This is a genomic window from Xanthomonas sp. NCPPB 2933 (assembly GCF_056725225.1).
Genome location: NZ_CM161518.1, coordinates 3776072 through 3802683 on the forward strand (window position 1 = coordinate 3776072; position 26612 = coordinate 3802683).

Consider the following 26612-nt stretch of genomic DNA (forward strand, 5'->3'; position numbering starts at 1 on the left):
TCTCCCCGAACCCATTCCATGGATAGGGCCCAATCCGGACCCGAACGACGTCTTTATAACGCATCGTCACGCCACTGTCGCAGCTAACTGCGTAGCGCATGTCGCGGCTGGCGCGAACGGAGCATGAGGCAGATAATCGTTTCACTTTAAACGGTATCTCTTCTATGTCCGACATCGTCATCGTTGCTGCCAAACGCACTGCCATCGGCTCGTTCCTTGGCCAATTCAATGGCGTGCCGGCGCCCAAGCTCGCCGCCGCCGCGATCGAGGGTGCGCTGGCGCAATCAGGGATCGCACCAGCCGACATTTCAGAAGTCATCGTCGGCTGCGTGCTGCCGGCCAACCTCGGCCAGGCGCCTGCACGTCAGGCCGCGATTGCGGCAGGCATTCCCACCTCCACCGGCGCCACCACCATCAACAAGGTGTGCGGCTCAGGCATGAAGGCGATCATGTTCGGGCACGATCTGATCAAGGCCGGCTCGGCCAGCATCGTGGTCGCCGGCGGCATGGAGTCGATGAGCAACGCGCCGCATCTGCTGCCCAACTCGCGCACTGGCAACCGCTACGGCAACTTCCAGGCAGTCGACCACATGGCCTGGGATGGTCTGACCAATCCTTACGACGGCCAGGCGATGGGCGTGTTCGGCGAAGCCACGGCGGAGAAGTTCGATTTCAGTCGCGCCGATCAGGATGCCTTCGCGATCGCCTCGGTCGAGCGTGCGCAGGCTGCGCAGCGTAGCGGCGCGTTCGTCGATGAAATCGTTCCGGTCACGGTGGCAACACGCAAGGGCGAGGTCGTCGTGGACAGCGACGAGCAGCCCGGCAAATCCGATGTGGCCAAGATTCCGACCCTGAAGCCGGCCTTCAAGAAGGACGGCACCGTCACCGCCGCCAGTTCGTCGAGCATCTCCGACGGCGCGGCAATCACCATCCTGATGCACGCAGACGATGCGCAACGTCGTGGCATCACGCCGTTGGCGCGCATCGTCGGGCATGTCACCCACTCGCAGGAACCTGAGTGGTTCACCACCGCGCCGGTGGCCGCGATCCAGACCCTGGTCGGCAAGATCGGCTGGCATCTGGACGAGGTGGATCTGTTCGAAATCAACGAAGCGTTCGCGGTGGTACCGATGGTGCCGATCAAGGAACTGGGCATCGCGCACGACAAGGTCAACGTGCATGGCGGCGCCTGCGCACTCGGCCATCCGATCGGCGCATCCGGTGCGCGCTTGGTGGTGACATTGGTGAACGCGTTGCGCACGCGCGGCGGCAAGCGCGGAATCGCGACGCTGTGCATCGGCGGCGGCGAAGCGACTGCCATCGCTATCGAATTGATTTGATTGTTTTTAACGGCGATTTTGCAAAACTGAATGCGCGCACGCTTGACACTAGTCTTGTGGCCGTCATCATGTCGGGGGCGCGCAATAGCGCGTTGCCTAATCTAACGACGAGGATTGAAACAATGACCATTAACAAGCTGCTGATCGCAATGGCTCTGGGCCTGGCCCTGACCGCTTGCTCGAAGCCGGAACAGGCTCAGGACGCTGCTGCTTCGGCTAACGAAGCTGCTGCCGACGCTCAGACCGCTGCTGACCAGGCTGCTGCCTCGGGCTCGCAGTCGGCTGACGCCGCTCAGGCTGCTGCCAACACCGCTGCTGCTTCGGCTGACACCGCTGCTGACGCTGCCCAGGCTGCTTCCGGCGCCGCAACCGACGCTGCTGCTGATCAGGCTGCCGACGCTGCCAAGACGGCTGAAAACACCGCCGAAGCTGCTAAGGACACCGCCGAAGAAGCCAAGAAGTAATCACTTCTTAGCTCCAAGCGAGTTCGGAGAAAGCCGCTGGTTTCCAGCGGCTTTTTCTTTGCCTGAAATTTCTCCCGGAATCCGCCCCTGATCCGCCTGCACTGTCTGCATCACGCGTCGCCCTTAGACAATGACTCGCAATCGCGTAGCGGCATGCCCGCCCGGCGGCTGAATGGCCAGTACGGCATTGACGCGCACTGCATTGGCTCCTGCATAAGCTCCGCGTTCCAACACCGGAACAGGAACAGGACCCACCCATGAAGACGATCCGCATGCTGTCGTTGAGCGCCATTGCCGCCCTTACGCTCGCCGCCTGCCAAGGCCCTGATGCAGAGCAGGCGCGCCGCGATGCCGCATCCGCCGCCAAGCACGCTGCTGCTGCCACCGAGCAGGCGGCCGATCGCGCTGCCGTGCAGGCCAAGGCTGCCACTGCCGACGCACGCGTTGCCGCTCGCGAACTGGCGGCCGATGCCAGCCGCGCAACCGCCAATGCCGCCGACGCCACCGCCGACAAGACCCGCGAAATGGCCAACAAGGCCGAGCAGAACGCCGACAAGCACGACGCAGAGCATCCGGAACACTAAGAGCGACTGTCACAACGACTGCGCTCACCGCTAAGCGGGCACGGTCGGTGCTCGGAAAGCGCCATGTATCACGCACACGCCGGCTCTTCTGCGCCGTTCGTACCACCAAGGACCGCCGCCCGCGCTTGTCAGCCACTCCGAAACACCGCGTGACCCCGTTGGCACTTTGCGCACGCGCCGGCTTTATCGAGCCGGCGCGTGCGTTTGTCGGCGGCAGAAAGCGCATGTTGTCGAGCACGGCAGGCTAGCATCGGCGCATGCCCTCTTCTTTTACCTCGCGCCGCAGCAATCAGCTTGCACTGGCTTTTTCTGCGCTGATTTTTATCGCCATCGGCATCGGCATCTTCGTCGGTGCGCGCCGCTCGCTGGCCGATGCCGCGTGGGTGGCACACACGCATGAAGTGATCGGCCGGATCGACGAGATCCAGGCGCGCATGCTGGATGCCGAGTCGGCGCAGCGCGGCTTTTTGCTCACCGGCAACGATGGATATTTGCTTGACTATCAGACCAGCGTCGAACGCCTGCCGATTCTGCTCGGCAACCTGCGAAGACTGATTACCGACAACACCACCCAGGAACAGCATCTGGACCGCTTGCAGCAGTTGGTGGAGACGCGCCTGCAACAGATCCAGCATACGCTCGACCTCTATACGCAAAGCGGTCTGGAACCAGCGCGCGCAAGCATCCGGCAAAGCGCCTTCCGCACCACCAGCGCGATCCGCGAGCAGTCGCTGAGCATGGTGCAGCGCGAACAGGAACTGTTGGTGGAGCGCGCCGACAGCAGCCGTCAAAGTGCGACCTTGCTGCTGGTGTTGGCGCTGGCCGGCATTCCATTCGGGCTGGTCGTCGTCGGCACCGTCTACGGGTTGTTGATGCGCGAACTGAGCAATCGCGCGCAGGCCGAGCGGCTGGCAGCGCAGGCCAATCGCGAGCTGGGCGAGAGTGTCGACGCGTTGCAACGCAGTACCGCCGATCTCAATCTGCTCAGCCGTTATACCGGCCTGCTGCAGAGTTGCATCAGCGCCGAAGAGGCGCTGGTGGTGACCAGCCGCACCCTGGCCGGCCTGCTGCCCGGCGTGGCCGGAAGCGTGTATCTGCTGCGCGCGTCGCAGGATCGCGCCGAAGCGATCAGCCACTGGGGCGAGCCGCTGCTGCAAAGCGCGCCGCATCTGCTGCCGGAAGAGTGCTGGGCGCTGCGCCGGGGCCAGCCGCACATCATCGAAGACCTGCACCGGGATGCGCTGTGTGCGCATATCGCCGTGCCCGACACCACCGCACCGATCACTACCGCCTGCCTGCCGATGTCGGCGCAAGGCACCCAGCTCGGCTTTCTGTTTCTGTCCTCGCCCGGCCCTGGCCCGATGCCGCGCCTGGAAATCGCCGAGGCTGCCGCCGAACAGTTGTCGTTGGCATTGAGCAATCTGCGTCTGCGCGAATCGCTGCGGCGGCAATCCATTCGCGATGCGCAGACCGGGCTGTACAACCGCCGCTATCTGGAAGAATCGCTCAGCCACGAGCTGGCGCGCTGCGCACGGCGTGACCTGCCGTTGTCGGTGCTGATGCTGGATGTGGACCACTTCAAACAGTTCAACGACAGCCAGGGCCATGCCGGCGGCGACCTGCTGCTGGCAGCGGTGGGCGAGCTGCTGCTGACCCGCCTGCGCGCCGAAGATGTGGCCTGCCGCTACGGCGGCGAAGAATTCACCGTGATCCTGCCCGAGACCGATGGCGCCGAAGCCATGCGCGTGGCCGAGCAGATCCGTGGCTTTATCGCCGCATTGGCGGTCACCGATGGCCAGCGCGCGTTGCCGCGCGTGACCGCCTCGATCGGCGTGGCAAGCTTCCCGGTCGATGGCGAATTGGGATCGAGCCTGATCCAGAAAGCCGATGCGGCGCTGTATATCGCCAAACACCGCGGACGTAACCGGGTCGAGCAGCACGGCGCCGCCACGGCCCCACTGGATTGAGCACGCACGCCGTCGATGTTGGATTGCGCAATTCGTCACACAAAAGATCCATCGACGCGGCGATAGTCGGCCTTGACCCCCAAGCGAGGCAATCCGATGTCGATGTGGCGCGATCAAGGTCCCAACAAGAAAGACGGCGTTCCGGCCGCACCCGAAGTTCCCCCCGCCGCCGATGGCCGGTTGTTCACCGCCGAGGCTAGCCCCGCTCCGCCGGTGCCTGCCAACGCCCCGCCCAGTGTTGCGCCGGTGACGCCGGCAACCAGCACTGCGGCCCCGCAGCGCCAGAGTGAGGCGAAAGAATCGCTGATCGCCGCCGACATCAGCATCGAAGGCAAGATCGAAGGCGCCGGGCACGTGCGTCTGGCCGGCCGCTTCAAGGGCGACGTCAACGTCAAGGGCGATCTCACCATCGAACGCGGCGCCAAGCTCAACGGCGGCGTGCGCGCCAACAAGGTGATCATCGCCGGCGAACTGGAGGGCAATATCGAATCGGCCGCGCAAGTGGAATTGCAGACCTCCGGCGTGCTGATTGGCGACGTCAAAGCCGGTAGCCTCACCGTGGCGTCGGGCGCCCGCATGCGCGGCCAGGCCGATTTCGGCTGGGGCGAAGACACCGGCAAACCGGTTGGCACGAGCAAGGCAATCGTGAGCGGAGACAGCGACGCCACATGAGTGCACCCCGCCCGGGCACGCCCGGTGCCACGCGCAGCTGCCCGCACTGCAAGGCGACGATTCTGGAAAGCGCCAGCGTCTGCCCTGCGTGCAAGCATCACCTGCGCTTCGACTCGGCAGCTGTGCAACATGCGCAGCCCGCCCCGATCGTGCCGCTCAAGGTCGAAGGCACCATCCGTCATCCTGCCGATGGCGATCCATGGGAATACACCGTGGTGGTGTCGGTGCGTAACGGCAAGGGCGAAGAGATTCGCCGCCAGGTCGTGGATGTCGGCGCAATGCAGGGCGGCGAAGAGCGTGGTTTTACCTTGGCCGTAGAGGCGACCGCAGTGCGTTCGCCTGGGCGGCGTACGCGCCATTAGGGGGTAGGAAGGCAAGTCCCAGATGGAAGGCCTGCATGAGATCAGGCGTGCCGGAGATCAGGATCGGATCGAGATCAACGCGGAGGATGCCGATCACTCCTCCGCGTCCACCCGAACCTCGCCGTGCAAGCACGTGTCAAAGCGTTACGCCGATGCATGCCATTCCCATTCTCAGGATCTGCACACCGGCTTGGCCAGAGTTGCCGCATGCGCAACGGCAACGACAAACCTGGCGATCTGGTGGTGCTTGGCCCCGAGGGTCTGTATTGCCCGCAGGGCGACTTCCATATCGATCCCTGGCGGCCAGTACCACGTGCGGTGATCACCCACGGGCATGGCGACCACGCACGCAGCGGCATGGGCGAATACCACTGCACGCACGAGAGTCTGCCGATCCTGCAGTGGCGCCTCGGCGAGCAGGTCTATCACACGCATGCCGACGGTGAAGCGTTTCGCTTGGGACGTGCGCAGGTGTCGCTGCATCCGGCCGGCCACGTGCTCGGCTCGGCGCAGGTGCGCATCGAAGTGGATGGCGAGGTCTGGGTCGCTTCGGGCGATTACAAACGCCAGCACGATCCCACCTGCAAACCGTTCGAAGTGGTGCCGTGCGACACCTTCATCACCGAGGCGACCTTCGGACTGCCGGTGTATCGCTGGCCGGATACTTCAGACGTGGCAGCCGATATCGTCGCCTGGCGCCACGAATGCGCCGAGCGCGGCGAAGCGGCCATTCTGTATTGCTATGCATTGGGCAAGGCACAACGGGTGTTGGCGGAACTGCGCGCATGGGACACGCAACCGGCGTTGTTGCATGGCGCGATCGCGGTGGGCGTGGAGGTGTATCGCCAGGCCGGCATCGCGATGCTGGACACCCAACCGGTCAGCGAACACGCGCGCGGCGCCGACTATGCCGGGCAATTGGTATTGGCGCCGCCCTCGGCGGCCGGCAGCGCCTGGATCCGTCGTTTCCGGCATGCACAACAGGGGTTTGCATCGGGCTGGATGCGCATTCGCGGCAATCGCCGTCGGCGCAATTACGACCGCGGCTTTGTAGTGTCCGATCATGCCGATTGGCCGGACCTGTTGCGCACCATCGAGGAGACGGGCGCGCGGCGCGTGATCGCCACCCACGGCAACACTGATGCCTTGATCCAGCATCTGCTGGAACGCGGCGTCGCTGCCGAAGCCTTCCGCACCGATTTCGGAGCCGAGGAATGAACCCGCTGCCCGCACGTCGTTATGTTCGCGCACGGCCCCGCATTCGCCTGAGCGGCGCGCTTGCGTTTCGTCGGCACGCCTTGGCGTTTCGCATTCATCGCGCTACGCCTGCCGCCATTGTCGGGCCGCCGCAACCGCAGCGTCGCGTACGCAGCTTGAGTGCGTTTACGCAGCGCGCAATGAAACTGCGTGCCGCAGGCAAGTGCGCAACGACACAGGCACTGCCGTGAAGCGATTTGCCGCGTTGTACCGCACCCTGGATCGCAGTACCGGCACGCTCGACAAGCGTGCCGCGTTGGTGCGTTATTTCGGCAGCGCGCCGCCGCTTGATGCGGCGTGGGCGTTGTATTTACTGGCCGGCGGCAAGGTGGCCAGCACACGCATGCGCATCGCCAGCAGCAGCGAGTTGCGCGAATGGATCACCGAGACCGCCGGCATTGCCGATTGGTTGGTTGCAGATAGCTACGACCACGTCGGCGATCTGGCTGAAACGCTGGCCTTGCTATTGGATGATCCGGCCACCGAAACGGCCGATTTACCGCTTGCAGAATGGATCGAACAGCGGCTGCTGCCGATCGCCAATCAAGACGTCGATGTACGCAAGGCCTGCATCGTGCAGGCGTGGCGCAGCCTGGCCTTCGACGAGCGTCTGGTATTCAACAAGCTGCTGACCGGCGCGCTGCGCGTCGGCGTGTCGCAGCGACTGGTGCAACAGGCCTTGGCCGAGATGTCCGGGATAGAGATCGCGCGCATTGCGCAGCGCATGTTGGGCAGCTGGCGGCCGCATCCGACCTATCTGGCCAACTTGCTGACCGCCGAAGAATTGCCTGGCGATCGGCAGCAGCCCTATCCGTTCTTTCTCGCCTCGCCACTGGAAGCCGAGGTCGACACGCTGGGCGCGGTCGATGCCTGGTTGCTGGAATGGAAGTGGGACGGCATTCGGCTGCAGCTGATTCGACGCGCTGGCGAAGCGGCGTTGTGGTCGCGCGGCGAAGAACGTCTGGATGGTCGTTTTCCGGAAATCGAACAGGCTGCGATGCAGTTGCCAGAGGGCACCGTCATCGATGGCGAGCTGTTGGCCTGGCAACCGGAGCAGCCATTACCGATGCCATTCACTGCCTTGCAGACGCGCATCCAGCGGCTCAAGCCCGGGCCAAAGACGTTGGCAGCAGCGCCAGCACGTGTGGTCGCCTACGATCTGCTTGAGCTGGATGGCGAGGATTTACGCGAACGTCCATTGCAGGAGCGTCGCGCACTGCTGGAAGGCGTGCTGGCCACACTCGCCGACCCGCGCATCGTTACCTCGCCGCTGGTGCAGGTGAGCGATTGGCAAACAGCAGCGCAGGTGCGCCTGGATGCACGCGAGCGCGGCGTGGAAGGGCTGATGCTCAAGCGCGCCAATTCGGTGTATCAATCCGGTCGTCGACGCGGCGATTGGTGGAAGTGGAAGATCGATCCGCTCACCATCGATGCGGTGCTGCTGTATGCGCAAGCCGGTCATGGCCGGCGCAGTACGCTGTACACCGACTACACGTTCGGGCTGTGGCACGAGGGCCAGCTGGTGCCGATCGCCAAGGCCTACTCCGGCCTGGACGACAAGGAAATTCTGCAGCTGGATCGCTGGATCCGCGCCAATACCACCGAGCGCTTCGGCCCGGTGCGTGCGGTCACCGCGCATCATGTGTTCGAGCTGGGATTCGAAGCGGTCAATCGCAGCGCGCGGCACAAGTCCGGCATTGCGGTGCGTTTTCCGCGGATTTTGCGCTGGCGCCAGGACAAACCGATGGCCGAGGCCGATCACCTGAGCAGCTTGCAGGCGCTGGCACGGTGAGCGACGCGCAGCAGACACGCGGCACGCCGTTGCAGCAATGGCGTGCCTGGTTCGCGCAGCGCGGTTGGGCGCCGTTACCGTTTCAACGCGATGTGTGGAAGCGCTATCTCGATGGCGAATCCGGCTTGCTGCATACGCCAACCGGCAGCGGCAAGACGCTGGCGGCGTTCGGTGGGCCACTGCTGGAAGCGTTGACCGCACACGGGCGCCGCACGTCGACCAAATCCGCAACGACGACTGCGCGCCGCCAACAACAACGAACACTGCAGGTACTGTGGATCACCCCGTTGCGCGCACTCGCCGCCGATACCGCACGCGCCCTGCGTGAACCGGTGGAAGCACTGGGGCTGGATTGGCAGGTGGGCTTGCGTACCGGCGATGCCAGCGCGCGCGACAAGCGGCTGGCGCGCAGCGGCAAGCTCGATGTACTTGTCACCACGCCCGAATCGTTGGCGTTGTTGCTGTCGTACCCGGACACCGCGCCGCAGTTGTCGGCGCTGCGCTGCGTGATCGTCGACGAGTGGCATGAGCTGCTCGGCAACAAGCGCGGCGTGTTGCTGCAACTGTGCTTGGCGCGCTTGCGTGGCTGGGCGCCGGCACTACGCATCTGGGGCTTGTCGGCGACGCTGGGCAACCTGGCGCAGGCACGCGACGTGCTGTTGCCGCATCGCCCGGATGCTGCGCTGGTCTCGGGCGTCAAACCGCGCGCGATGACGTTGGAGACGTTGTTGCCGGAGAGCGGCGAACGCTTTCCCTGGGCCGGGCATCTGGGCCTGGCGCAGCTGGCGCGCGTGCTGCAGAAGATCATGCAGCAGCGCACCAGTCTGGTGTTTACCAACACGCGCGCGCAGGCCGAGTTGTGGCATCAGGCCTTGAACGCGGTATGGCCGGACGATCCGGCCACGCTCGCGTTGCATCACGGCTCGCTGGACCCCTCGCTGCGCGCAGCGGCCGAACTCGGCTTGCGCGACGGCAGCCTGCGCTGCGTGGTGGCAACCTCCAGCCTGGATCTGGGCGTGGATTTTCCGGCAGTGGATCAGGTGCTGCAGGTCGGCAGCCCGAAAGGCATTGCCCGCTTGCTGCAGCGTGCGGGCCGCGCGCGTCATCGCCCGGGCGAATCCGGACACGTGGTGTGCGTGCCCTCGCATGCGCTGGAACTGGTGGAATACGCCGCTGCGCGGCGCGCGATCGTGCATGGCCATATCGAAGCGCGCCCACCGCCACGCCTGTCGCTGGATGTATTGGCGCAGCACTGCGTCACGCTCGCACTCGGCGGCGGTTTCCACGCCGATGCAGTGTTTGAAGAAGTGCGCGGCACCGATGCCTTTGCGGCGCTGGATAAAGCCACCTGGCAAGCGGTGCTCGACTTCATCGTGCAAGGCGGCAGCGCGCTGGCGCATTACCCGGATTTCCATAAAGTCGTGCGCGACGAAGAGGGTGTGTATCGCGTCGTCGATCGGCGCGTCGCGCTACGGCATCGCTTGTCCATCGGCACCATCACCAGCGATGGCAGCGTGCGTGTGCAGTTTTTGCGCGGCGGGCGCCTGGGTGCGGTGGAAGAACAGTTCGTCGGCCGTCTGCGCCGTGGCGATCGTTTTCAATTCGCCGGCCGTTTGCTGGAGCTGGTGCGGCTGGAAGACATGACCGCTTATGTGCGCGTGGCCAAGGGCGGCAGTGGCGTGGTGGCGAAATGGATGGGCGGGCGCATGCCGTTGTCGTCGGCATTGGGCCGTGAAGTGGAAGCGGTGTTTGCCGATCCCGGCGATGCGCCGGAAATGCAGGCGCTTGCGCCGTTGCTGCGCCTGCAGTCATCGCTGTCCTCGCTGCCCGGCCCGGACCATCTGCTGGTGGAAAGCATCAAGGCGCGCGATGGCCGGCACGTGTTCGTGTATCCGTTCGCCGGCCGCCAGGTCAATGAAGGCCTGGCCGCGTTGCTCGCTGCGCGCTGGGGTCGGCGTCAGCGCAATACGTTTAGTTTTGCCGCCAACGATTATGGCTTTGTGCTCTCGCCCGCGCAGGATGTGGAACTCGATGCGAACGTGCTGCAGAGCTTGCTGTCGCCAGCCGGGTTGCTCGACGATCTGCGCGACAGCCTCAATCTGGGCGAACTGGCGCGCCGGCAATTTCGCGAGATCGCACGCGTCGCCGGGTTGCTGTCGCCAGCGCTGCCTGGCCGCGCGCCGCGCAGCCTGCGTCAGCTGCAGGCCTCCAGCGGATTGCTTTACGACGTGTTGCAGCGCTTCGATCCCGAGCATCTGCTGCTGGCCCAGGCCGAGCGCGAGGTGTTCGAAGGCCAGCTCGAACTGGCGCGGCTTGCGCATGCACTGGAAGATTGCGCACGCCGCGAACTACGCCTGTGCAAACCGCGCAGTCTGACTCCCCTGTCGTTTCCGTTATGGGCAGAACGTGTGCGCGGCCAACTGAGTACCGAAGACTGGAAGGCCCGCGTGCTGCGCGCTGCCGAACAACTGGAGCGTAAACATGGGCGATAGCGTGCAACTGCAGCTGGCCGGCGAAACAGTGGAATTGCTCGGCGAGCGTGCGCTGTATCGGCCGGCGCAACGCGCCTTGTTGATCGCCGACCTGCATCTGGGCAAGGCCGATGTGTTCCGTCGCGCCGGCATCGGGATGCCGGCCGGCGGCACCGCGCACGATCTGGATCGGCTGGATGCGTTGCTGGAACAACGCGACGTGGAGGCGTTATGGATCCTCGGCGATCTGCTGCACGGGCCTGCCCCGCGCGCGGCCTGGCATCGCCGCTGGAGCGCCTGGCGCGAGCGTCATTGCGGGTTGCGCGTGATCGCCATCCGCGGCAACCACGACCGCGCCCTGGCCGGTGCGGATCTGCATATCGAAGCGGCCGGCGAGCAGGTCGAAGACGGCCCATTCGTGCTGCGCCACGATCCCTTGCCGCATCCTACCGGGCACGTGCTGTGCGGGCATCTGCATCCGCTGGCCGCGCTGCCCGGCATGTCGCGTCGCTGGCCGGCATTCTGGTTGCGCGAGCGCGTCACCATCCTGCCGGCGTTCTCGCATTTCACCGCCGGCATCGTGCCCACGCTGGTCGAAGGCGAACGTCTGGTCGCCTGCGTGGAAGGTGATGCGGTGGCATTGCCGGTACGCTAGCGACACAGCAGTGCGACTGCGATCACGCCATCACGCCATCACGCATCAGATAGATAACACGTCTGGCCCGCAACAACCCACACGCGCTACATCACGGCTCTAACGCCATCGTCCTCAGCACGTGTTTGCAGCTGCGGCGACAGGTGCGGCTGCGGCACTGGTTGCCACAACGCCTCCACAAACTCCGGTGCCAACGCCAGCTTGCCGAACCAACCCTGCTGGGTACCGCTGAGCACACGCAGCATATGTCCGCGCCCGCCAGGCACGCGACCCATCGGGCGCATCAGCAGGTCGCGTCCGTGTGCCCATAGATCGCGCTCGGACTGGAACAGCGGCGTCAACCAACGGCTCCAGCGGTGGTAGATCGCCACATGCGCCTGGCGTTCGCGCTGATAGTGCTGCAAGGCGGCATCCAGATCGGTGCCAACCCGCAACGCATCGCGCATCGCCAACGCGTCCAGCAATGCCATATTGACGCCCTGCCCCAGCTGCGGACTCATCGCATGCGCGGCATCGCCGGCCAGCACGAAACGGCCGCGATGCCAGCGCGTCACCACCGCGTCGCGGTAACTGGCACGCGCCAGTGCGCCATGCACTTGCACGGTTTCCAGGCGGGCGTGTGCATCCGGCCACATCTGCGCCACTTCATCGCGCCATGCCGTGATGCCGCGCTGTTCCCACGCGGCAAAATCGCTGCACGGCAGGCTCCAGAAAAAACTCAGCCGCGGCGTGTTGTCGCCGGGCCGCGTGCCCACCGGCAGCAGGCCGATCATCTTGCGTGCGCCGATATACCGCTGCCGCAGCTCATCGACGAACGGCCAATCGTCGCGTGGCAGCAGGCACCACAGCGCCCCCCACGGATAGACCCGATCCAGCTGCGTGCCCTGCGCCTGCGCACGGAGCGTGGAGGCCGAGCCATCGGCGGCGATGATCAGATCGTACGGACCATGCCAGTGCCCGCGCTGGTCCTGTACACGCACGCCGTCGTGATCGATCGCGGTGATCTGCGTATCCACATGCAGCTGCGCCTGCTCCGGCCATGCATCGCGCAACAGCGCGAACAAGGCCCCGCGCTGCATGCCCAAGCCCATCAGCCGGGTATCCAGATCGCGATACTGCATATCCATCACTGCGCGCCCGCACGGCGTCTCGCCATACAGCCGCCGCACCGGCGCGCCATACGCAAGCGCCTGCGACAGCAATCCCATCTTCCACAACACCTGCAGTCCGCTGGGCTGCAGCAGGAATCCTGCGCCCACCGGCCCGGGCGCGGCGGCGCGCTCGAACACGTCCAGTCGATGCCCATCGGCACCCAGCAGCACGGCCAGTGCCTGCCCCGCCGTGCCATAGCCCACTACCGCGATCCGTAATGCTCGTTGCATCGTCCCTGCTCTGTTTCGCTAGTACCGATCCCGCATGGACCGGTGCAAAAAAAACCCCGCCGTGGCGGGGTTCTTCAACCGCACAATCGAGTCACATCACTCGACCGGCGTGATGTTCGAAGCCTGGGCACCCTTGGGGCCCTGGGTCACGTCATAACTGACGCGCTGGCCTTCCTGCAGGCTGCGAAAGCCCTTGGAGTTGATCGCGGAGAAGTGCGCGAAGACATCGGCGCTGCCGTCCTCCGGTGAGATGAAGCCAAATCCCTTGGCGTCGTTGAACCACTTGACGGTACCGTTCGGCATGGTGATGCGAGACCTTTGCAATAATTAATGGGTGGTGTACGGCGATGCGTACGCGCCGAGTATGCAAAGCTTATGCCCCAATGACAATCACCCGCGTGCAAGTTCGCCAATCAGCTCCGGCAATCCGGACGAGGCCGCATCGACGTTGCTCAGCACCTCGGCCATGGTGATTTCCTGCGCGTCGCCGCAGCCGGCCGCCCAGTTCGCAACGATCGCCAAACACGCATATTCCAGGCCTTTTTCGCGTGCAAGCCCCGCTTCGGGCATGCCGGTCATGCCGACCAGATCGCAGCCGTCGCGACGCATGCGGGCGATCTCTGCAATCGTTTCCAGTCGTGGTCCTTGCGTGGTTCCGTAACATCCGTCGGCAACCAGCGTGACACCCGTCACCTTGGCTGCGGCAATGACTTTGCTGCGAAACATCGGCGAATACGGATGGCCGAAATCCACGTGCTGCACCTCGCTTCCCGGCTCTTCGCAGAAGGTGGACACGCGGCCCCAGGTGTAATCGATCAACTGATCCGGGCACGCCAATACGCGCGGGCCGAACCGCTCGCTGATGCCGCCCACGGTGTTGAGTGCCAGCACGCGCGAAGCGCCGATTTGCTGCAGCGCAGCGATGTTTGCGCGGTAATTGACCTTGTGCGGCGGCAGCGAATGGCCTTCACCATGACGCGCCAGAAACGCCACGCGGTGACCCAGCAACATGCCGACGCGAATCGGCCCGGAGGGCGCGCCGTACGGCGTTTCGATCTGGTGCGTCTGCACCTCGTCCAGCTGCGCGAGCTTGTAGACACCAGTGCCGCCGATGACGGCCAATGCGATGGAATTGGGGGACACAACCGACCTCTGCTACAAAAAGACATGACGGCGCACGCACGCGTGCGCGCCTGGCTGCCCGCAGCGAAGCGGGCACACTGCGGGAGTTACTGCTTCATCGCATAGATGGCGGGAATGCCGCGCAGCTGCTCGTTGACGTCCATGCCGAAGCCGAACACGTAGCGGTCGGCCACTTCCACGCCCACATAATCGGCAGCGACGCCGGGCACGCAGCGGTCATGGCGCTTGACGGTCAACACCGCCACACGCACGTCGGTAGCGCCCTGCTCCAGGCACCACTGGCGCACGCCCTGCAGCGTGTAACCCTCATCGAGAATGTCGTCGACCAGAATCACCCGGCGGCCGAACAACGCGGTGGCCGGGCGGTGCTTCCAGACCAGCTCGCCGCCGGTGAGTTCGCCGCGATAACGGGTGGCATGCAGGTAATCGAACTGCAGGTCCTGGCCGCGTGCGCCCAGCTCCAGCGCGAGCTGGCCGGAGAACGGCAGCGCGCCATGCATGATGGTGAGATATACCGGCACTTCGCCGGCGTAGTCGCGCGCGATCGCATCGGCAATGGTGCCGACGGCGGCGTCGATTGCGGGGCGGTCGACCAGCAGATCGGCTTGGGCCAGGGCCTGGGAAATGGTGAGCGTGGACATCAGGCAGTTGTTCCGAAAGGGGCGGAAGGGGAAGTGGTGAATGAGGCGTCGGTGCCGGCGAGCAGGCCATCCCAGCCCAGCGCGCCGCGGCCGATCAGGCCGATCAATGCTGCGGTATTGAGGCTGCGGCCTTGCACGGCCTGCAGCGATGCGTCGACCAGTTCCGGATGGCAGACCAGCACCACGTCGCAGCCGGCATCCAGGTGCGCATGCACCCGGCCCGCCACGCCACCGGCACTGAACGAGGCGGCCATGCCGATGTCGTCGGAGAACACCACGCCGCGGAAGCCCAGTTGCCCGCGCAGGATCTGCTCGATCCAGCGCTGCGAATAACCGGCCGGTTCCGGCGCAACCTGCGGGTAGACCACGTGCGCCATCATCACCGCGTCGGCACCGGCCTCGATCCCGGCCATGAATGGCACCAGGTCCTCGGCCAGCAGCACGTCCAGCGGCCGCGGGTCGCTGGCATGGTCGACATGGGTGTCTTCCAGCACCGTGCCATGGCCGGGGAAATGCTTGAGCGTGGCGGCCATGCCGGCGCCGTGCAGCGCCTGCACATAGGCGCGGGTGAAGCTGGCCACGATCTGTGGGTCGTCGCTGAAGGCGCGATCGCCGATGGCGCGGTTGCCACGGCCCAGATCCACCACCGGCGCAAAGCTCAGGTCCACCCCGCTGGCGCGTACTTCGCTGGCCATCAGCTGCGCATGCGCGCGCGCGGCAGCAAGGGCGGCCTCGGGGTCCTGCGCATACTGCACGCCGAAGCTCTGCAGCGGCGCCAGAGCGCTGTAACCGTCGCGAAAACGCTGCACGCGCCCGCCTTCCTGGTCCACGCAGATCAACACCGGGCGCGGTGCCGCGGCGCGGATGGACGCGGACAGCTCGGCCACTTGCGTGCGCGAGGCGAAGTTGCGCTTGAACAGCACCACGCCGGCGACCGCATCGTGCTGCAGCCAGTCGCGCTCCTGTGCACTGAGTTCGGTACCGGCAACGCCGATCAGAAGCATGTTGGGGGACTCCCGGGCCAGGCGCCATGTTGGCGCAGCGCGGCATTGTCGCAGATGCGCGTTGCAGCGTCAGATCGCGCATTCAGGCAGGTGCCGGACCTGTACGTCTACGCGCCTGATTACCCGGGCGATGTTCTGCACTCACCGACGTCGGCTGGCTGGTTTCGCCCAAGGCCCGCAGCCGCCCTGCCCCTGCGGACTGAGCCGTGTCCAGGCCGCTCGGGACGTCATTAGAGCCGCCCTGATCCAGCGCACGTCAGAGCACCTCAAGATTCGCCCGCCAATGCGCTGCCTGCGCCTGCACCTGGGCCAGCGCCTCCGGCGCCATGTCGTCGAGCTGCCGGTACGGCATCGCCAGCCGCTCGTTGGCGTGCAGCAGCGTGCGCTGGCGCGCCAGGAAATCCCAGTACAACGCGTTGTACGGGCAGGCCTGCGCGCCCACCCGCGCCTTGCGCTGGTACTTGCAGCCGCCGCAGTAATCGCTCATGCGATCGATATAGGCCGCGCCACTGATATACGGCTTGCTGCCGAGCAGGCCGCCATCGGCGAACTGACTCATGCCGATCGTATTCGGCAACTCCACCCACTCGAAGGCGTCGATGTAGACGCCCAGGTACCAGCGATGCAGCGCCTGCGGCTCCAGCCCTGCCAGCAGCGCGAAGTTGCCGATCACCATCAGCCGCTGGATATGGTGCGCATGCGCGTTGGCCAGCGAGTTGCCAATGGCATCGGCCAGGCAGCGCATCCCGATCTGCCCGTCCCAGAACCAGTGCGGTAGCGGCGCATGCTGCGCCAGCTGATTGGACTGTGCATAGCCCGGCATCTGCGACCAATACACCCCGCGCACGTATTCGCGCCAGCCCAGAATCTGCCGGATGAAACCTTCCACCGATGCCAGCGGCGCATGTCCGTCATGCAAGGCCGCCTCCGCGCGCGCGATCACCTCGCGTGGATGCAGCAGCTTGACGTTGAGCGCGAACGACAACAGCGAATGGAACAAGCGCGGGCTGCGCGTGCTCATCGCATCTTCGTAGCGGCCGAAGTGCGGCAATGCGTGCGTAATAAACGCCTCCAGGTGCTGCAACGCTTCGTCACGGTCCAGCGGCCATGGCAAGGCATCGGCGTTCGGTGCGCCGAAGCTGCGCACGCCAGCCGCTTCGATGCAGCTCCACAGCGCGCGGTGATCGTGCGCTGTGCGCCACTCCTGCGGTGCCGGAGGGTCGCCCGGCCACGGCGCGCGGTTGTCGTGATCGAAATTCCAGCGTCCACCTTCCGGCTCGCCGGATGCATCAAGCAGGACCCGATGGCGACGGCGCATCTTTCGATAGAACACCTCCATACGCCATTGGCTGCCCGTGCGAAAACATCCGGCCACCTCATCGCGCTCGGTCAGAAAATGCTCGCTGTCGACCATGCGTGTGGCGAATGGCTGGCACGCGCACCAGTCTCGCAATGCTTCATCCAGCCGCCATTCGTCCGGCGCCTGATAGTCCAGATGTGCGGCGTGGTAATGCGCCATCAACGCGCCCAGATTGGCGGAAATCGACTGCCGATTGCTGGGGTTGTCGATGCCCACGTAACGCACACGATGACCGGCCTGCCGCAAGCGCGCGGCGAACGCGCGCATCGCCGCGAAGATCGCCAGAATCTTCTGCGCGTGATGCAGCACGTAATCAGTTTCTTCGCGCACTTCCATCAGCACGTAGACCACGCCCGCATCGGTCGCATCGAACCAGCTGTGTTGCGGATTGAGTTGATCGCCCAGAATCAGGCGCAGCGTGTGTGCGGGTGCCTGTGGGTTGAGGTCCGCTGTGCCTGCCACAGTGTCAATCGTGGCCGCTACATGCGGTATCGCTGGCGCGAACACGCTCCGCCAGTGCAACGCCGCTTTGCCAGGCGCCTTCCACTTTGCCGCCGGCCAACCAGTCGCCACACAGACCGATGCGCAATTGCGCGTCCCAGGCACAGCCGATCTGCAAGGGCGGATCGGTGCTGGCCACTATCCAGCGAGACGCAGCGCAGGACTGCGGCAATGGCAACCCAAGCGCGGCCAGTGTTGGCAACACACTGGCAATCACCGCCTCGGGCGTCGCGTCGAAATGCGCCTGGCTCCAATCGGCATTGGCATGCAGCAGCCAGGTTTCGCTGCCGGTTCGTCCAGGCTTGCTGGCGTTGCGTGCCACCCAGCGCAACGGGCCGGCGTTGACGAACAAGGCGTCGTAACCAGGGTCGAGCGGCGTGTCGAAATGCAGCACCACCGCCCAGGCCGGCTGCATGTTTGCGCCAGCGGCAATCGTCGCGAGCGTGGGCGCGATGTGCTCCAGTAATGCAGCTGCTACCGGCGCCGGCACCGCCAGCAACACTGTGTCGAAGGCGTGTCTCGTATCGTCTCCCGACACAGCCAGACACCATGTGTCGCCGTCGCGCTGCAGAGATCGCACAGCGGTGCCTGATCGAACATCCAGGTCTGCCGCAAGCGCACGCGCCGGTGCGGCCATGTCCGGCACACCGACAAAGCGCGCCAAAACGCTCTGCGAGGGACGAAATTCGATGCCATCCCAACTCGCCACGCGCGCAGGCCAGGCCGCCGCAATGCCGGCCACAATCCATTCGTCCACCACCGTTGCAAACGCCGGATCGCGTGCGGTGAAATACTGCGCGCCGTGGTCGCACTGCCAGCCATCGCCTGCGCAACTGCGCATGCGCCCGCCGGGTGCATCGCCCTGCTCGAACAGCGTTACCGTCCATCCCGCCGCCTGCAGCCGTTGCGCACAGGCAAGCCCTGCCAATCCGGCGCCGATCACCGCAACCGTCTTCGGGCGGGCGGGCTGTGTCATCTCGTCAGCTGTTGGGAGTTGCAAGATGCCGCCGGCAGTTCACACCGCACAGCCATCCGGCCCGCAGGCATCGGGACCACCGATCGGCGCCGATTCGGCCGCCAGCTGCAACAGTGCTTGCGCAAAACTTTCCGGCGGCTGTGCGCCCTGGATCAGGCTGCGTCCATCGATCACGAAACTGGGCACCGCACGGATTCCCAGCGCAGTGGCCTGCGCCAATTGCGCCTCGACGGCAACGATGCCTTCGTCGGAGTCCAACAGTGCGCGCACGCGCGCCTCATCCAAACCACCAGCGGCGCCGGCATGCACCAGCGTTTCGGTCGCGCCCAGGTTGTGGCCTTCGGCAAAATGCGCATGGAACAGTGCTTCGATCACCGCCTCGACATCGCCCTCGCGGCTCGCCAGCCAGATCAGCCGATGCGCGCGCAATGTACTGACCTGCACCTGCCCACGCCCGAAATCGAACGGCAGGCCTTCGGCACGCGCAGTGGCCTGCGTCTGCGCCAGCATCTGATCCACGCGCGCAGCACCGCCGAACTTTTGCGCCAGCGCAGCACGCAACGGTGTCGGTTCCAGACCGGCGTCGGGATCCAGCTGAAACGCGTGGTAATGGATGTCCAGCGCAGGGGCCTGCGCACCAAGCGAGGCCACCGCCTGCTCGAAACGGCGCTTGCCGATCCAGCACCAGGGACAGACCACGTCAGACCAGATATCGATGCGCATGGGCGGGGATTCATTAATGGGGATTTGGGATTTGCAAAGCATAAGCCCAAGTCCGACGCATCACCTCAGCTTTTACGAATCCCGAATGCCCAATCCCGAATCCCGGCTCTCCACCCACTGCGTGAACGGATGCGAGGCCAGCGCCAGGTTGTAATAGCGCACATCGTCGGTGACTTCCGCGCCGACCCAGGCGGGCCTGGCAAACGCCTCGTCGGCACTCCCGAGTTCGATCTCGGCCACGACCAGCCCGGCGTTGTCGCCGAGGAATTCATCCACTTCCCACACATGGCCCCGGTACTCGACCAGATGCCGGCGCTTGTCGATCAAACCGCCGACGCACAGCGCCAGCAGCGCACGCGCATCGACCACCGGAATCGGGTAGTCGAACTCCTGCCGCGTATGCCCCACCTCACGCGATTTCAAATTGAGAAACGCACTGTCGCCCTGGATGCGCACGCGCACCGACGCGTTCTGCGCGCCACTGCGCATCGCTGCCTGGTCGTTGATATAGCCCTGCGCCATCGGGATCACCGCATGCGCGGCGCTACGCCAACCGTCGCCGGTCACGAGAAACTTGCGTTCGATTTCAATGCCCATGTCCACAAGTATGGCGGGACCTGCAGAAAAATGCCTGGCCGACGCAGCCTCGCGACCTCTACACTCCGCCCCCCTCTCATTCAAGGACAGAACGCCATGACAGTCAGCCGATACTCCACCATGCACGTCGCGGCGCTCACTGCCGCATTGGTGTGCGCAACTGCCACAGCCGGCGCTTCTGCAGCCACGCTCTCGCTGGCCCAGGCGCAACAGGCACTGGATGCGGCCATCGCCGATGACATCGCAGCCAACCCGCAGGAGCAGGGCGACGCGCTCATGTCCGCCATGTTCCGTCCGCGCTTGACCGCCTTGACCGGCTGCCTGCCGGCTGTCGACGCCAAACCGGAGACGCTCGATTGCATCGTCACCGGCCAGGCCGGGCCCAGCGAAAAACACATGACGCTGCGGTTTGTCCCGAAAGGGAACGCGTGGGCGTTGCAGCACAGCGAGAAGGAAATGGAAGTCGCCGCGCCGGTACCGCCGCAGGATCGCGTGCAGGTGCTTCTGCGCGAAGCCATCAGCCAGATGCTTGCGCAGGAGAACGACGCGGCGATGCGCACGCGCATTCAAGACGCCGCGCGTACGGCGCAGGTCTCCGGTGTCGAGCGCTGCAAACTCGGCAGTGAAGCGCCAGTGGTCGAGTGCGACGTCATCGTTGAGGCAGAAGGCAAACGCGGCACGCGGCCGATGGCCTTCGCGCTGGTCGACGGGCAGTGGCAAAACGCCGTCGAAAAGAAAAACTAAGGACCAAAGTCACACCGTCCGGGCGACGGGTAACCGACGCCCGGAACATAATGGCCTAGCGCCGCTCAAACACCGCGATGCTTTCCACATGCGCCGTATGCGGAAACATGTCCATCGCACCGGCGGACTTGAGCGTAAAGCCCTGTTCGTTGACCAGATAGCCGGCGTCGCGCGCCAGTGACCCCGGATGGCAGCTTACGTAGACGATGCGCTCGAACTTTTTCAACGGCAGCTGCTGCAACACTTCCAACGCGCCCGAGCGTGGCGGATCCAGCAGCAGCTTGTCGAAGCCCTGCCGCATCCACGCGGTATGGTGCTGATCCTGGGTCAGGTCGGCCGCATAAAACTGCGCATTCTCCAGTCCATTGCGCTGCGCATTCTCGCGCGCACGCGCCACCAGCCCGGCATCGCCTTCCACGCCGACCACTTCGCGCACGCCGCGTGCCAGCGGCAGGGTGAAATTGCCCAGGCCGCAGAACAGATCCAGCACGCGGTCGTCCGGCTTGGCGTCGAGCAATGCCAGCGCATGCGCAATCATTTTCTGGTTGAGCGAGGCGTTGACCTGGATGAAGTCCAGCGGCCGGAACGCCAGTTCCACATCCCATTGCGGCAAGCGGAACGACAGCGGCACTTCTTGCGGCCACAACGGATGCACGCTCTCCACACCGCCCGGCTGCAGGAAAATCGCAAACGCGTGCGCCTGCGCAAATTCCGTCAGCGCCTGTAGATCGCGCTCGCTGAGCGGCTGCATATGGCGGATGGTCAGCACCACCGCTTCGTCGCCGGCAATGAATTCGATCTGCGGAATGTCGCGTTTGCCGTCCAGGCCTTCGACCAGCGCGGCCAGCAACGGAATCTTCTCGCCGATCTGCGGGATCACCGTGTAGCAGACCGACAGATCGGCCACGAAGCGCGGATCGAGCTCGCGGAAACCGACCAGCGTCTTGTCCTTCTTTTCCACCCGCCGCACCGAGAAGCGACCCTTGCGGCGGTAGCCCCAGTTGTCGCCCACCAACGCCGGCAGGATCGCCTGCGGGGTGACGTGGCCGATGCGCTCCAGGTTATCCATCAGCACGCGCTGTTTGGCCACAATCTGCTGCGACTCGTCCAGATGCTGCAGCACGCAGCCGGCACAGACGCCGAAATGCGGGCAGCGCGGGGTCACCCGTTGCGGCGATGCCTCCAGCACCTCCACCGTCTTGGCCTCATCGAAATGCCGGTTGCGCGCGGTGGGTTCGGCACGTACCACCTCACCGGGCAGGGCGCCGCTGATGAAGGTGACCTTGCCGCCCTCGCCCTCGCGGCGCGCAACACCGCGGCCGTCGTGACTGAGGTCGATAATGGCGGTCTGGAACGGGGTACGGTCGAAACGGTTTCTGGTTCTGGCCACGTGGCGACGAGCTGCGGGCAAAAGGGTGCGTATTGTCGCAGATGCGATCGATGGAGGCCGCTTGCAGCAATGGGACAATTGTCGTGCGCCGCAAACACAGGCAAACTCCGGCTGCGCGCGGCGGTCACGACGCGGCATCGCTGACAAGGAGGCAGCATGAATATGGCGACACGTCAGGAACCCCACCCACGACTCTTGCTGGTGGAAGACGACCCGATCAGCCGCGGGTTTCTCCAGGCTGTCCTGGAAGACCTGCCCGCCCGGGTGGATTGCGCCGATTCGCTGTCTTCGGCGCTCGACCGCGCCCGCGAACATCGTCACGACCTTTGGTTGATCGACGTCAATCTTCCCGATGGCACCGGCAGCGAGCTGCTGCGCGCACTGCGCCTGTTGCATCCCGACGTCCCCGCACTCGCCCACACCGCCGACGGCACCATGACCATGCAACGCAGCCTGCAGTCCGATGGGTTTCTGGAAATGCTGGTCAAGCCGCTGAGCTCCGAACGTCTGCTGCAGGCGGTGCGTCGCGGACTGGCGCGCGGCCGTTACAGCGTGGCGCCGGTCGGCGTGGTCGACATCGCCGCCAGCGATTGGGACGAAGCGGCCGCACTCAGCGCGCTCAACGGCCAGCAGCACCATCTGAACGCGCTACGCGAATTGTTCCTGGCCGAGTTGCCGGGCACGCGCGACGCGGTAGATTCGGCCCTGCAGATCAGCGACGAGCCGGCACTGCGCAACCATCTGCACCGGCTGCAGGCCAGTTGCGGCTTTGTCGGCGCGGCGCGGCTTGCCGGTGCTGTGCGTTTACTGCGCGGCGACCCGCAATCGAGCACGGCGCAGACGCAGTTTCATGAGGCGGTGGCGGCGTTGCTGCACTGAACTGAGCGCCTGTCGCTGCGTTGTAGAGAGTGCGTACGGAGCTCGATTGAATGACGCGCCCAGCCGCGTAGCGCGCCTACCTTGCTGATCAGCGCCGGCGCGCCAGATCCTCGAGCATTTCCCAGGAGTTCAGACCGCGTCCGCCCAGGTGATGCAGCAGCACGCCACGCATGCTGCGGCGCAGACCCGGCATGTCGTCGCTCGCCGGCATGACGTCTTCGCCCAGCGCCAATAGTGCCGCGCCGGTCACGGTCTCGCGCCGGTCCTGCGCCAGCCGCTCGCTCAACACGCGCAAGGCGCCTTCCTGCGGATCGAGGCGGTAACGTGCCGCCGGGTCGATCGGTTGGCCGTCGTTGTCGTGTTGCAGATCGAAGGCAAACCCGAGCCCATCGAGCACATCGCGCTCGAATTGGCGCAGCCCCCAGGCCAACGGCAGATTGGAGGCCAGATGCGTCCGCGCCCGCGCATAGCAATCGAACAGCTCGGGCACCGGGTCGTTGCGTGGGGCCAGCCGCAGCAGCAACTCGCTGATATAGAAACCGGCCAACATGGTGTCGCCGGCAAGACGCGGCGCAGTGTCCAAGGCCTCGGCCTGGCGCAGTTGCGCAAGCTCGCCGCGCTGCATTGCCGTGAACTGGATCAGTTGCAAGGGCTGCAACGCGGCGCGCAAGGCCTGTTTGCGCGGCGCGTGCACACCACGCGCCAGCAATCCCACCCGCCCCTGCTGCTCGGTGAGCACTTCCACCAGCAGACTGGTCTCGCGCCAGGGGCGCACATGCAGGACGAAACCGCGTTCGTTGTCGATCAGCATGGCGGCAGGCGGGACCGGGTCCCGGTCTTACTCGTACCCGAACGCCTTCAATGCCGCTTCGTCGTCCGACCAGCCCTCGCGTACGCGCACCCAGGTTTCCAAGAAGACCTTGGCACCGAACAGCCGCTCCATCTGCAAGCGCGCCTTGCCGCCGATTTCCTTCAGGCGGGTGCCGCCCTTGCCGATCACGATCGCCTTCTGGCCTTCGCGCTCGACCCAGATCACCGCGCCAATACGCAGCAATGCGCCGTCTTCGGCAAAGCGCTCGATCTCCACGGTGGTGGCATACGGCAGTTCTTCGCCGAGCTGGCGCATCAATTGCTCGCGCACCAGTTCGCCAGCCAGAAAACGCTGGCTGCGATCGGTGATCTCGTCCTCGCCGAACATCGCCTCGGCTTCGGGAACCAGCTTGAGCAGATCGCCGACCAGCGCTTCCAGGCCCTTGCGCTTGAGCGCAGACACCGGATGCACTGCGGCGAATGTACGGCCTTCGCTGACCTGGGCCAGAAACGGGAACAGCGCGGTCTTGTCCTTGAGCCGGTCGACCTTGTTGACCACCAGCACTACCGGCACTTTGGAATCGCTCAGGACCTTGAAGGCCAGCGTGTCTTCTTCGTCCCAACGGCCGGCCTCGATCACCAGCACTGCGGCATCAACGCCTTCCAGCGAGCCGCGCGCGGCGCGATTCATCACCCGGTTCATGGCGCGCTTCTGCTCGCGATGCAATCCGGGCGTATCCACCAATGCCAGCTGCCCCTCGGGGAAGGTGGCGATGCCCAGCAAGCGATGCCGCGTGGTCTGCGGCCGGTTGGACACGATGCTGACCTTTGCACCGACCAGCGCATTGGTCAGGGTGGACTTGCCGACATTGGGACGGCCGATCACGGCGACGCTGCCGCTACGGTGTGGGGAGGAGGTTTCGCTCACGTGTTTGAATCCAGTTGTGCGATGACGAGGGTGGCCGCCTGTTGCTCGGCGAGGCGACGCGAGGTGCCCTGGCCTTCGGCGCGGGCGACGGGCTGTTCCAGAATGCAGGCGACATGGAACTGCTTGGCATGTTCGTCGCCGCTTTCACTGATCAGCGCGTAATTGGGCAGCGGGAGTTGCCGCGCCTGCAGCCATTCCTGCAGCCGGGTCTTGGGATCTTTTTCAGCCTTGCCCACCGGCAGCGCAGCCAATGAAGGCTCGAACCAGGGCAGCACCACCTCACGGCAATGCTCGAAGCCACAGTCCAGATAGATCGCCGCCACGATCGCTTCGACCGCATCGGCCAGGATCGAATCGCGCCGGTGGCCACCGGATTTCAGCTCGCCCGGACCGAGCGTCAAACGCTCGCCCAGATTCAGCGTGCGGCCGATGACGGCAAGCGCGCCTTCGCGCACGAGTTCGGCGCGCGCACGGGTCAATGCGCCTTCGTCGGCCTTGGGCCAGCGCTGATACAGCGCCTCGGCGATCAGCAGATTGACGATGCCGTCGCCGAGGAATTCCAGTCGCTCGTTATGCGGCGTCCCGGCGCTGCGATGCCGCAGCGCCTGGGCGAGCAGACCCGGATCGGCAAACGCGTGCCCGATCGGATCGCCACGCTGGAAAGTTCTATTGCCCACCACGTCCAGTCATGTCCTGCGATGTATCGAATTTGCCGACCACATCGAGATTGCCGATCATTTCGCGACGCACTTCGTAGTTGACCTTCATGCGCCAGCCGCCTTCGATGCGCTCGAACTTGACGTCTTCTTTTTTGACGTTTTCCGAGTAATTGATGTACAGCCGACGGAAGAACAGATCCTGCAACTTGGACGGATCCATCTCGCCGGCGCCGGGCTCTTTGGCCAGACCCTTCATCGCTGTGCGCACGGAATAATATTCCTGATACATCGGAAACAGCTTCATTCCCAAGTACAGGCCAAACCCCACCACCGCCAGCACCACCACGAACGACGTCAACGTCATACCGCTCTGCTTGCGCTTCATTGTGCTTCCCCTGGCACGCCGTGCGTGCATTTACTGGATTCCCGTCCCGATCCGCGACGGATCGAAACTCCCCTTGCAGAACCACCCTTCGCAATTGAGCCAGATCAGGAACGCCTTGCCGCGCAGATTGGCTTCCGGCAGAAAGTGCGTCTGGGTCCAGAATCGGCTGTCTTCGCTGTTGTCGCGATTATCCCCCATCACGAAATAGCTGGCGGCCGGCACGGTCCAGTCGCCCTGCCCGGCCGGCATGTTGCGATCCACCCATTCCAGCACGGTGTGTGTGCGGCCCGGCAGGTCCTCGACCAGCAACGTGGTTCCGGTCATCTCGGCGCCCTTGCCCTTGCCGATGTACTCACCCTTGACCGTGTAGCGCATCGGCTTGTCGTTGATGTACAGCGTATCGCCGTGGAAACCGATCTTGTCGCCGGGCAAACCCACAACGCGCTTGATCCAGTTCTGGTCGGGCGCATGCGGCGGCTTGAATACCACCACGTCCCCGCGCTTGGGCTCGCCGGTGGGGATGAACTTGGTATTGGTGATCGGCAGACGGAAGCCGTAAGCGAACTTGTTGACCAGGATGAAGTCGCCGATCAGCAGATTGGGCATCATCGAACTGGACGGAATCTTGTACGGCTCGGCCACGAAGCTGCGCAGGATCAGCACCACCGCCAGCACCGGGAAGAACGCGCGCGAGTAATCGATGATCGCCGGCTCGCTGTCCAGCAGCCCTGCACGTGCGGCGCGGCGCTTGGCCAGAAACAACTTGTCCAGCAGCCAGATGAAGCCGGTGCCCAGCGTCAGTACGACCAGGGCGATTTCAAACCATTTCATTCGGGTTCCTTCGGAACAGGATTCGGGATTGGAGATTGGGGATTCGTAAAAGCTCAGGCTGGCGCGTCGTTGCCAATCCCGAATCACGCATCCCA

28 protein-coding genes are annotated in these 26612 nt (G+C 64.9%); 13 read left to right on the forward strand and 15 right to left on the reverse strand.

Features of this window, described 5'->3' with window-relative positions; genetic code table 11:
• Positions 1-164: 164 nt before the first annotated feature.
• From AC1PLU_RS15625 to pdeM, 11 genes are all read left to right on the forward strand, one after another.
• Positions 165-1340: a thiolase family protein gene (locus AC1PLU_RS15625; RefSeq protein WP_481106691.1), complete on the forward strand. Its 1176-nt coding sequence runs from the start codon at positions 165-167 to the stop codon at positions 1338-1340.
• Between the two features lie 122 nt (positions 1341-1462).
• The gene (locus AC1PLU_RS15630; RefSeq protein WP_039528386.1) at positions 1463-1804 is read left to right on the forward strand and encodes a hypothetical protein; all 342 of its coding nucleotides are present in this window, start codon (positions 1463-1465) and stop codon (positions 1802-1804) included.
• Between the two features lie 257 nt (positions 1805-2061).
• Positions 2062-2388, forward strand: coding sequence for an XAC1346 family secretion chaperone (locus AC1PLU_RS15635; RefSeq protein WP_115038383.1), 327 nt, complete (start codon positions 2062-2064; stop codon positions 2386-2388).
• 257 nt (positions 2389-2645) lie between these two features.
• The gene (locus tag AC1PLU_RS15640; protein ID WP_481106692.1) at positions 2646-4355 is read left to right on the forward strand and encodes a diguanylate cyclase; all 1710 of its coding nucleotides are present in this window, start codon (positions 2646-2648) and stop codon (positions 4353-4355) included.
• Between the two features lie 96 nt (positions 4356-4451).
• Positions 4452-5027, forward strand: a complete 576-nt coding sequence (locus AC1PLU_RS15645; RefSeq protein WP_481106693.1) for a bactofilin family protein — start codon at positions 4452-4454, stop codon at positions 5025-5027.
• Positions 5024-5389, forward strand: a complete 366-nt coding sequence (locus AC1PLU_RS15650) for a hypothetical protein (protein ID WP_055820037.1) — start codon at positions 5024-5026, stop codon at positions 5387-5389. Before AC1PLU_RS15645 ends, AC1PLU_RS15650 begins: the two co-directional genes overlap by 4 nt.
• 207 nt (positions 5390-5596) lie before the next feature.
• Positions 5597-6607, forward strand: a complete 1011-nt coding sequence (locus tag AC1PLU_RS15655) for a ligase-associated DNA damage response exonuclease (protein ID WP_210762010.1) — start codon at positions 5597-5599, stop codon at positions 6605-6607.
• Complete coding sequence (locus tag AC1PLU_RS15660; RefSeq protein WP_074056998.1) at positions 6604-6837, forward strand: hypothetical protein; 234 nt, start codon at positions 6604-6606, stop codon at positions 6835-6837. Before AC1PLU_RS15655 ends, AC1PLU_RS15660 begins: the two co-directional genes overlap by 4 nt.
• Positions 6834-8438 (forward strand): ATP-dependent DNA ligase, encoded by a 1605-nt coding sequence (locus AC1PLU_RS15665; protein WP_481106694.1) that lies wholly within the window; start codon positions 6834-6836, stop codon positions 8436-8438. Before AC1PLU_RS15660 ends, AC1PLU_RS15665 begins: the two co-directional genes overlap by 4 nt.
• Positions 8435-10930: a ligase-associated DNA damage response DEXH box helicase gene (locus AC1PLU_RS15670; RefSeq protein WP_481106695.1), complete on the forward strand. Its 2496-nt coding sequence runs from the start codon at positions 8435-8437 to the stop codon at positions 10928-10930. Before AC1PLU_RS15665 ends, AC1PLU_RS15670 begins: the two co-directional genes overlap by 4 nt.
• Positions 10920-11564 (forward strand): ligase-associated DNA damage response endonuclease PdeM, encoded by a 645-nt coding sequence (pdeM, locus tag AC1PLU_RS15675; RefSeq protein ID WP_481106696.1) that lies wholly within the window; start codon positions 10920-10922, stop codon positions 11562-11564. Before AC1PLU_RS15670 ends, pdeM begins: the two co-directional genes overlap by 11 nt.
• 86 nt (positions 11565-11650) lie before the next feature.
• On the opposite strand, the gene AC1PLU_RS15680 is transcribed toward pdeM, so the two are convergent.
• From AC1PLU_RS15680 to AC1PLU_RS15720, 9 genes are all read right to left on the reverse strand, one after another.
• Complete coding sequence (locus AC1PLU_RS15680; RefSeq protein WP_481106697.1) at positions 11651-12946, reverse strand: FAD-dependent oxidoreductase; 1296 nt, start codon at positions 12944-12946, stop codon at positions 11651-11653.
• 96 nt (positions 12947-13042) lie between these two features.
• Positions 13043-13249, reverse strand: a complete 207-nt coding sequence (gene cspE / locus AC1PLU_RS15685) for a transcription antiterminator/RNA stability regulator CspE (protein ID WP_003488188.1) — start codon at positions 13247-13249, stop codon at positions 13043-13045.
• Positions 13250-13336: 87 nt separating this feature from the next.
• Positions 13337-14089: an S-methyl-5'-thioinosine phosphorylase gene (locus AC1PLU_RS15690; RefSeq protein WP_481106698.1), complete on the reverse strand. Its 753-nt coding sequence runs from the start codon at positions 14087-14089 to the stop codon at positions 13337-13339.
• Positions 14090-14175: 86 nt separating this feature from the next.
• A complete protein-coding gene (locus AC1PLU_RS15695) occupies positions 14176-14730 on the reverse strand; it encodes a hypoxanthine-guanine phosphoribosyltransferase (RefSeq protein WP_229009201.1) in 555 nt (184 codons plus the stop codon).
• A complete protein-coding gene (gene nagZ / locus AC1PLU_RS15700) occupies positions 14730-15734 on the reverse strand; it encodes a beta-N-acetylhexosaminidase (protein ID WP_481106699.1) in 1005 nt (334 codons plus the stop codon). Before nagZ ends, AC1PLU_RS15695 begins: the two co-directional genes overlap by 1 nt.
• 256 nt (positions 15735-15990) lie before the next feature.
• Entirely contained in the window at positions 15991-17565 is a 1575-nt protein-coding gene (locus AC1PLU_RS15705; RefSeq protein WP_481108531.1) for a cryptochrome/photolyase family protein, read from the reverse strand.
• A complete protein-coding gene (locus AC1PLU_RS15710) occupies positions 17561-18595 on the reverse strand; it encodes an NAD(P)/FAD-dependent oxidoreductase (protein WP_481106700.1) in 1035 nt (344 codons plus the stop codon). Before AC1PLU_RS15710 ends, AC1PLU_RS15705 begins: the two co-directional genes overlap by 5 nt.
• A 15-nt stretch (positions 18596-18610) precedes the next feature.
• The gene (locus AC1PLU_RS15715; RefSeq protein ID WP_481106701.1) at positions 18611-19294 is read right to left on the reverse strand and encodes a DsbA family oxidoreductase; all 684 of its coding nucleotides are present in this window, start codon (positions 19292-19294) and stop codon (positions 18611-18613) included.
• Positions 19295-19366: 72 nt separating this feature from the next.
• Positions 19367-19891, reverse strand: coding sequence for a CYTH domain-containing protein (locus AC1PLU_RS15720; RefSeq protein WP_481106702.1), 525 nt, complete (start codon positions 19889-19891; stop codon positions 19367-19369).
• Here AC1PLU_RS15720 and AC1PLU_RS15725 point away from each other — a divergent pair.
• Positions 19829-20635 (forward strand): hypothetical protein, encoded by an 807-nt coding sequence (locus AC1PLU_RS15725; protein ID WP_481106703.1) that lies wholly within the window; start codon positions 19829-19831, stop codon positions 20633-20635. The two genes, AC1PLU_RS15720 and AC1PLU_RS15725, sit on opposite strands and share 63 nt — an antisense overlap.
• A 55-nt stretch (positions 20636-20690) precedes the next feature.
• On the opposite strand, the gene rlmD is transcribed toward AC1PLU_RS15725, so the two are convergent.
• Complete coding sequence (gene rlmD, locus AC1PLU_RS15730; RefSeq protein ID WP_481106704.1) at positions 20691-22025, reverse strand: 23S rRNA (uracil(1939)-C(5))-methyltransferase RlmD; 1335 nt, start codon at positions 22023-22025, stop codon at positions 20691-20693.
• Positions 22026-22181: 156 nt separating this feature from the next.
• On the opposite strand from rlmD, the gene AC1PLU_RS15735 reads away from it, so the two are divergent.
• Positions 22182-22904: an Hpt domain-containing protein gene (locus tag AC1PLU_RS15735; protein ID WP_481106705.1), complete on the forward strand. Its 723-nt coding sequence runs from the start codon at positions 22182-22184 to the stop codon at positions 22902-22904.
• Between the two features lie 88 nt (positions 22905-22992).
• Here AC1PLU_RS15735 and recO read toward each other — a convergent pair whose 3' ends face one another.
• Genes recO through lepB form a run of 5 tightly spaced genes read right to left on the reverse strand, consistent with a single transcriptional unit; the run spans position 22993 to position 26517 of the window.
• Positions 22993-23715 carry a DNA repair protein RecO gene (recO, locus tag AC1PLU_RS15740; RefSeq protein WP_481106706.1) on the reverse strand — a complete coding sequence of 241 codons (723 nt, stop codon included), beginning with the start codon at positions 23713-23715 and terminating at the stop codon, positions 22993-22995.
• A gap of 27 nt (positions 23716-23742) precedes the next feature.
• Positions 23743-24642, reverse strand: a complete 900-nt coding sequence (gene era, locus AC1PLU_RS15745) for a GTPase Era (RefSeq protein WP_023903250.1) — start codon at positions 24640-24642, stop codon at positions 23743-23745.
• Positions 24639-25319: a ribonuclease III gene (gene rnc, locus AC1PLU_RS15750; RefSeq protein WP_481106707.1), complete on the reverse strand. Its 681-nt coding sequence runs from the start codon at positions 25317-25319 to the stop codon at positions 24639-24641. The genes era and rnc overlap by 4 nt, the downstream gene beginning before the upstream one ends.
• Positions 25309-25716, reverse strand: coding sequence for a DUF4845 domain-containing protein (locus tag AC1PLU_RS15755; RefSeq protein WP_026064646.1), 408 nt, complete (start codon positions 25714-25716; stop codon positions 25309-25311). Before AC1PLU_RS15755 ends, rnc begins: the two co-directional genes overlap by 11 nt.
• On the reverse strand, positions 25717-26517 hold the full coding sequence (lepB, locus tag AC1PLU_RS15760) for a signal peptidase I (RefSeq protein WP_016903795.1): 801 nt from the start codon (positions 26515-26517) through the stop codon (positions 25717-25719).
• Positions 26518-26612: the final 95 nt, after the last annotated feature.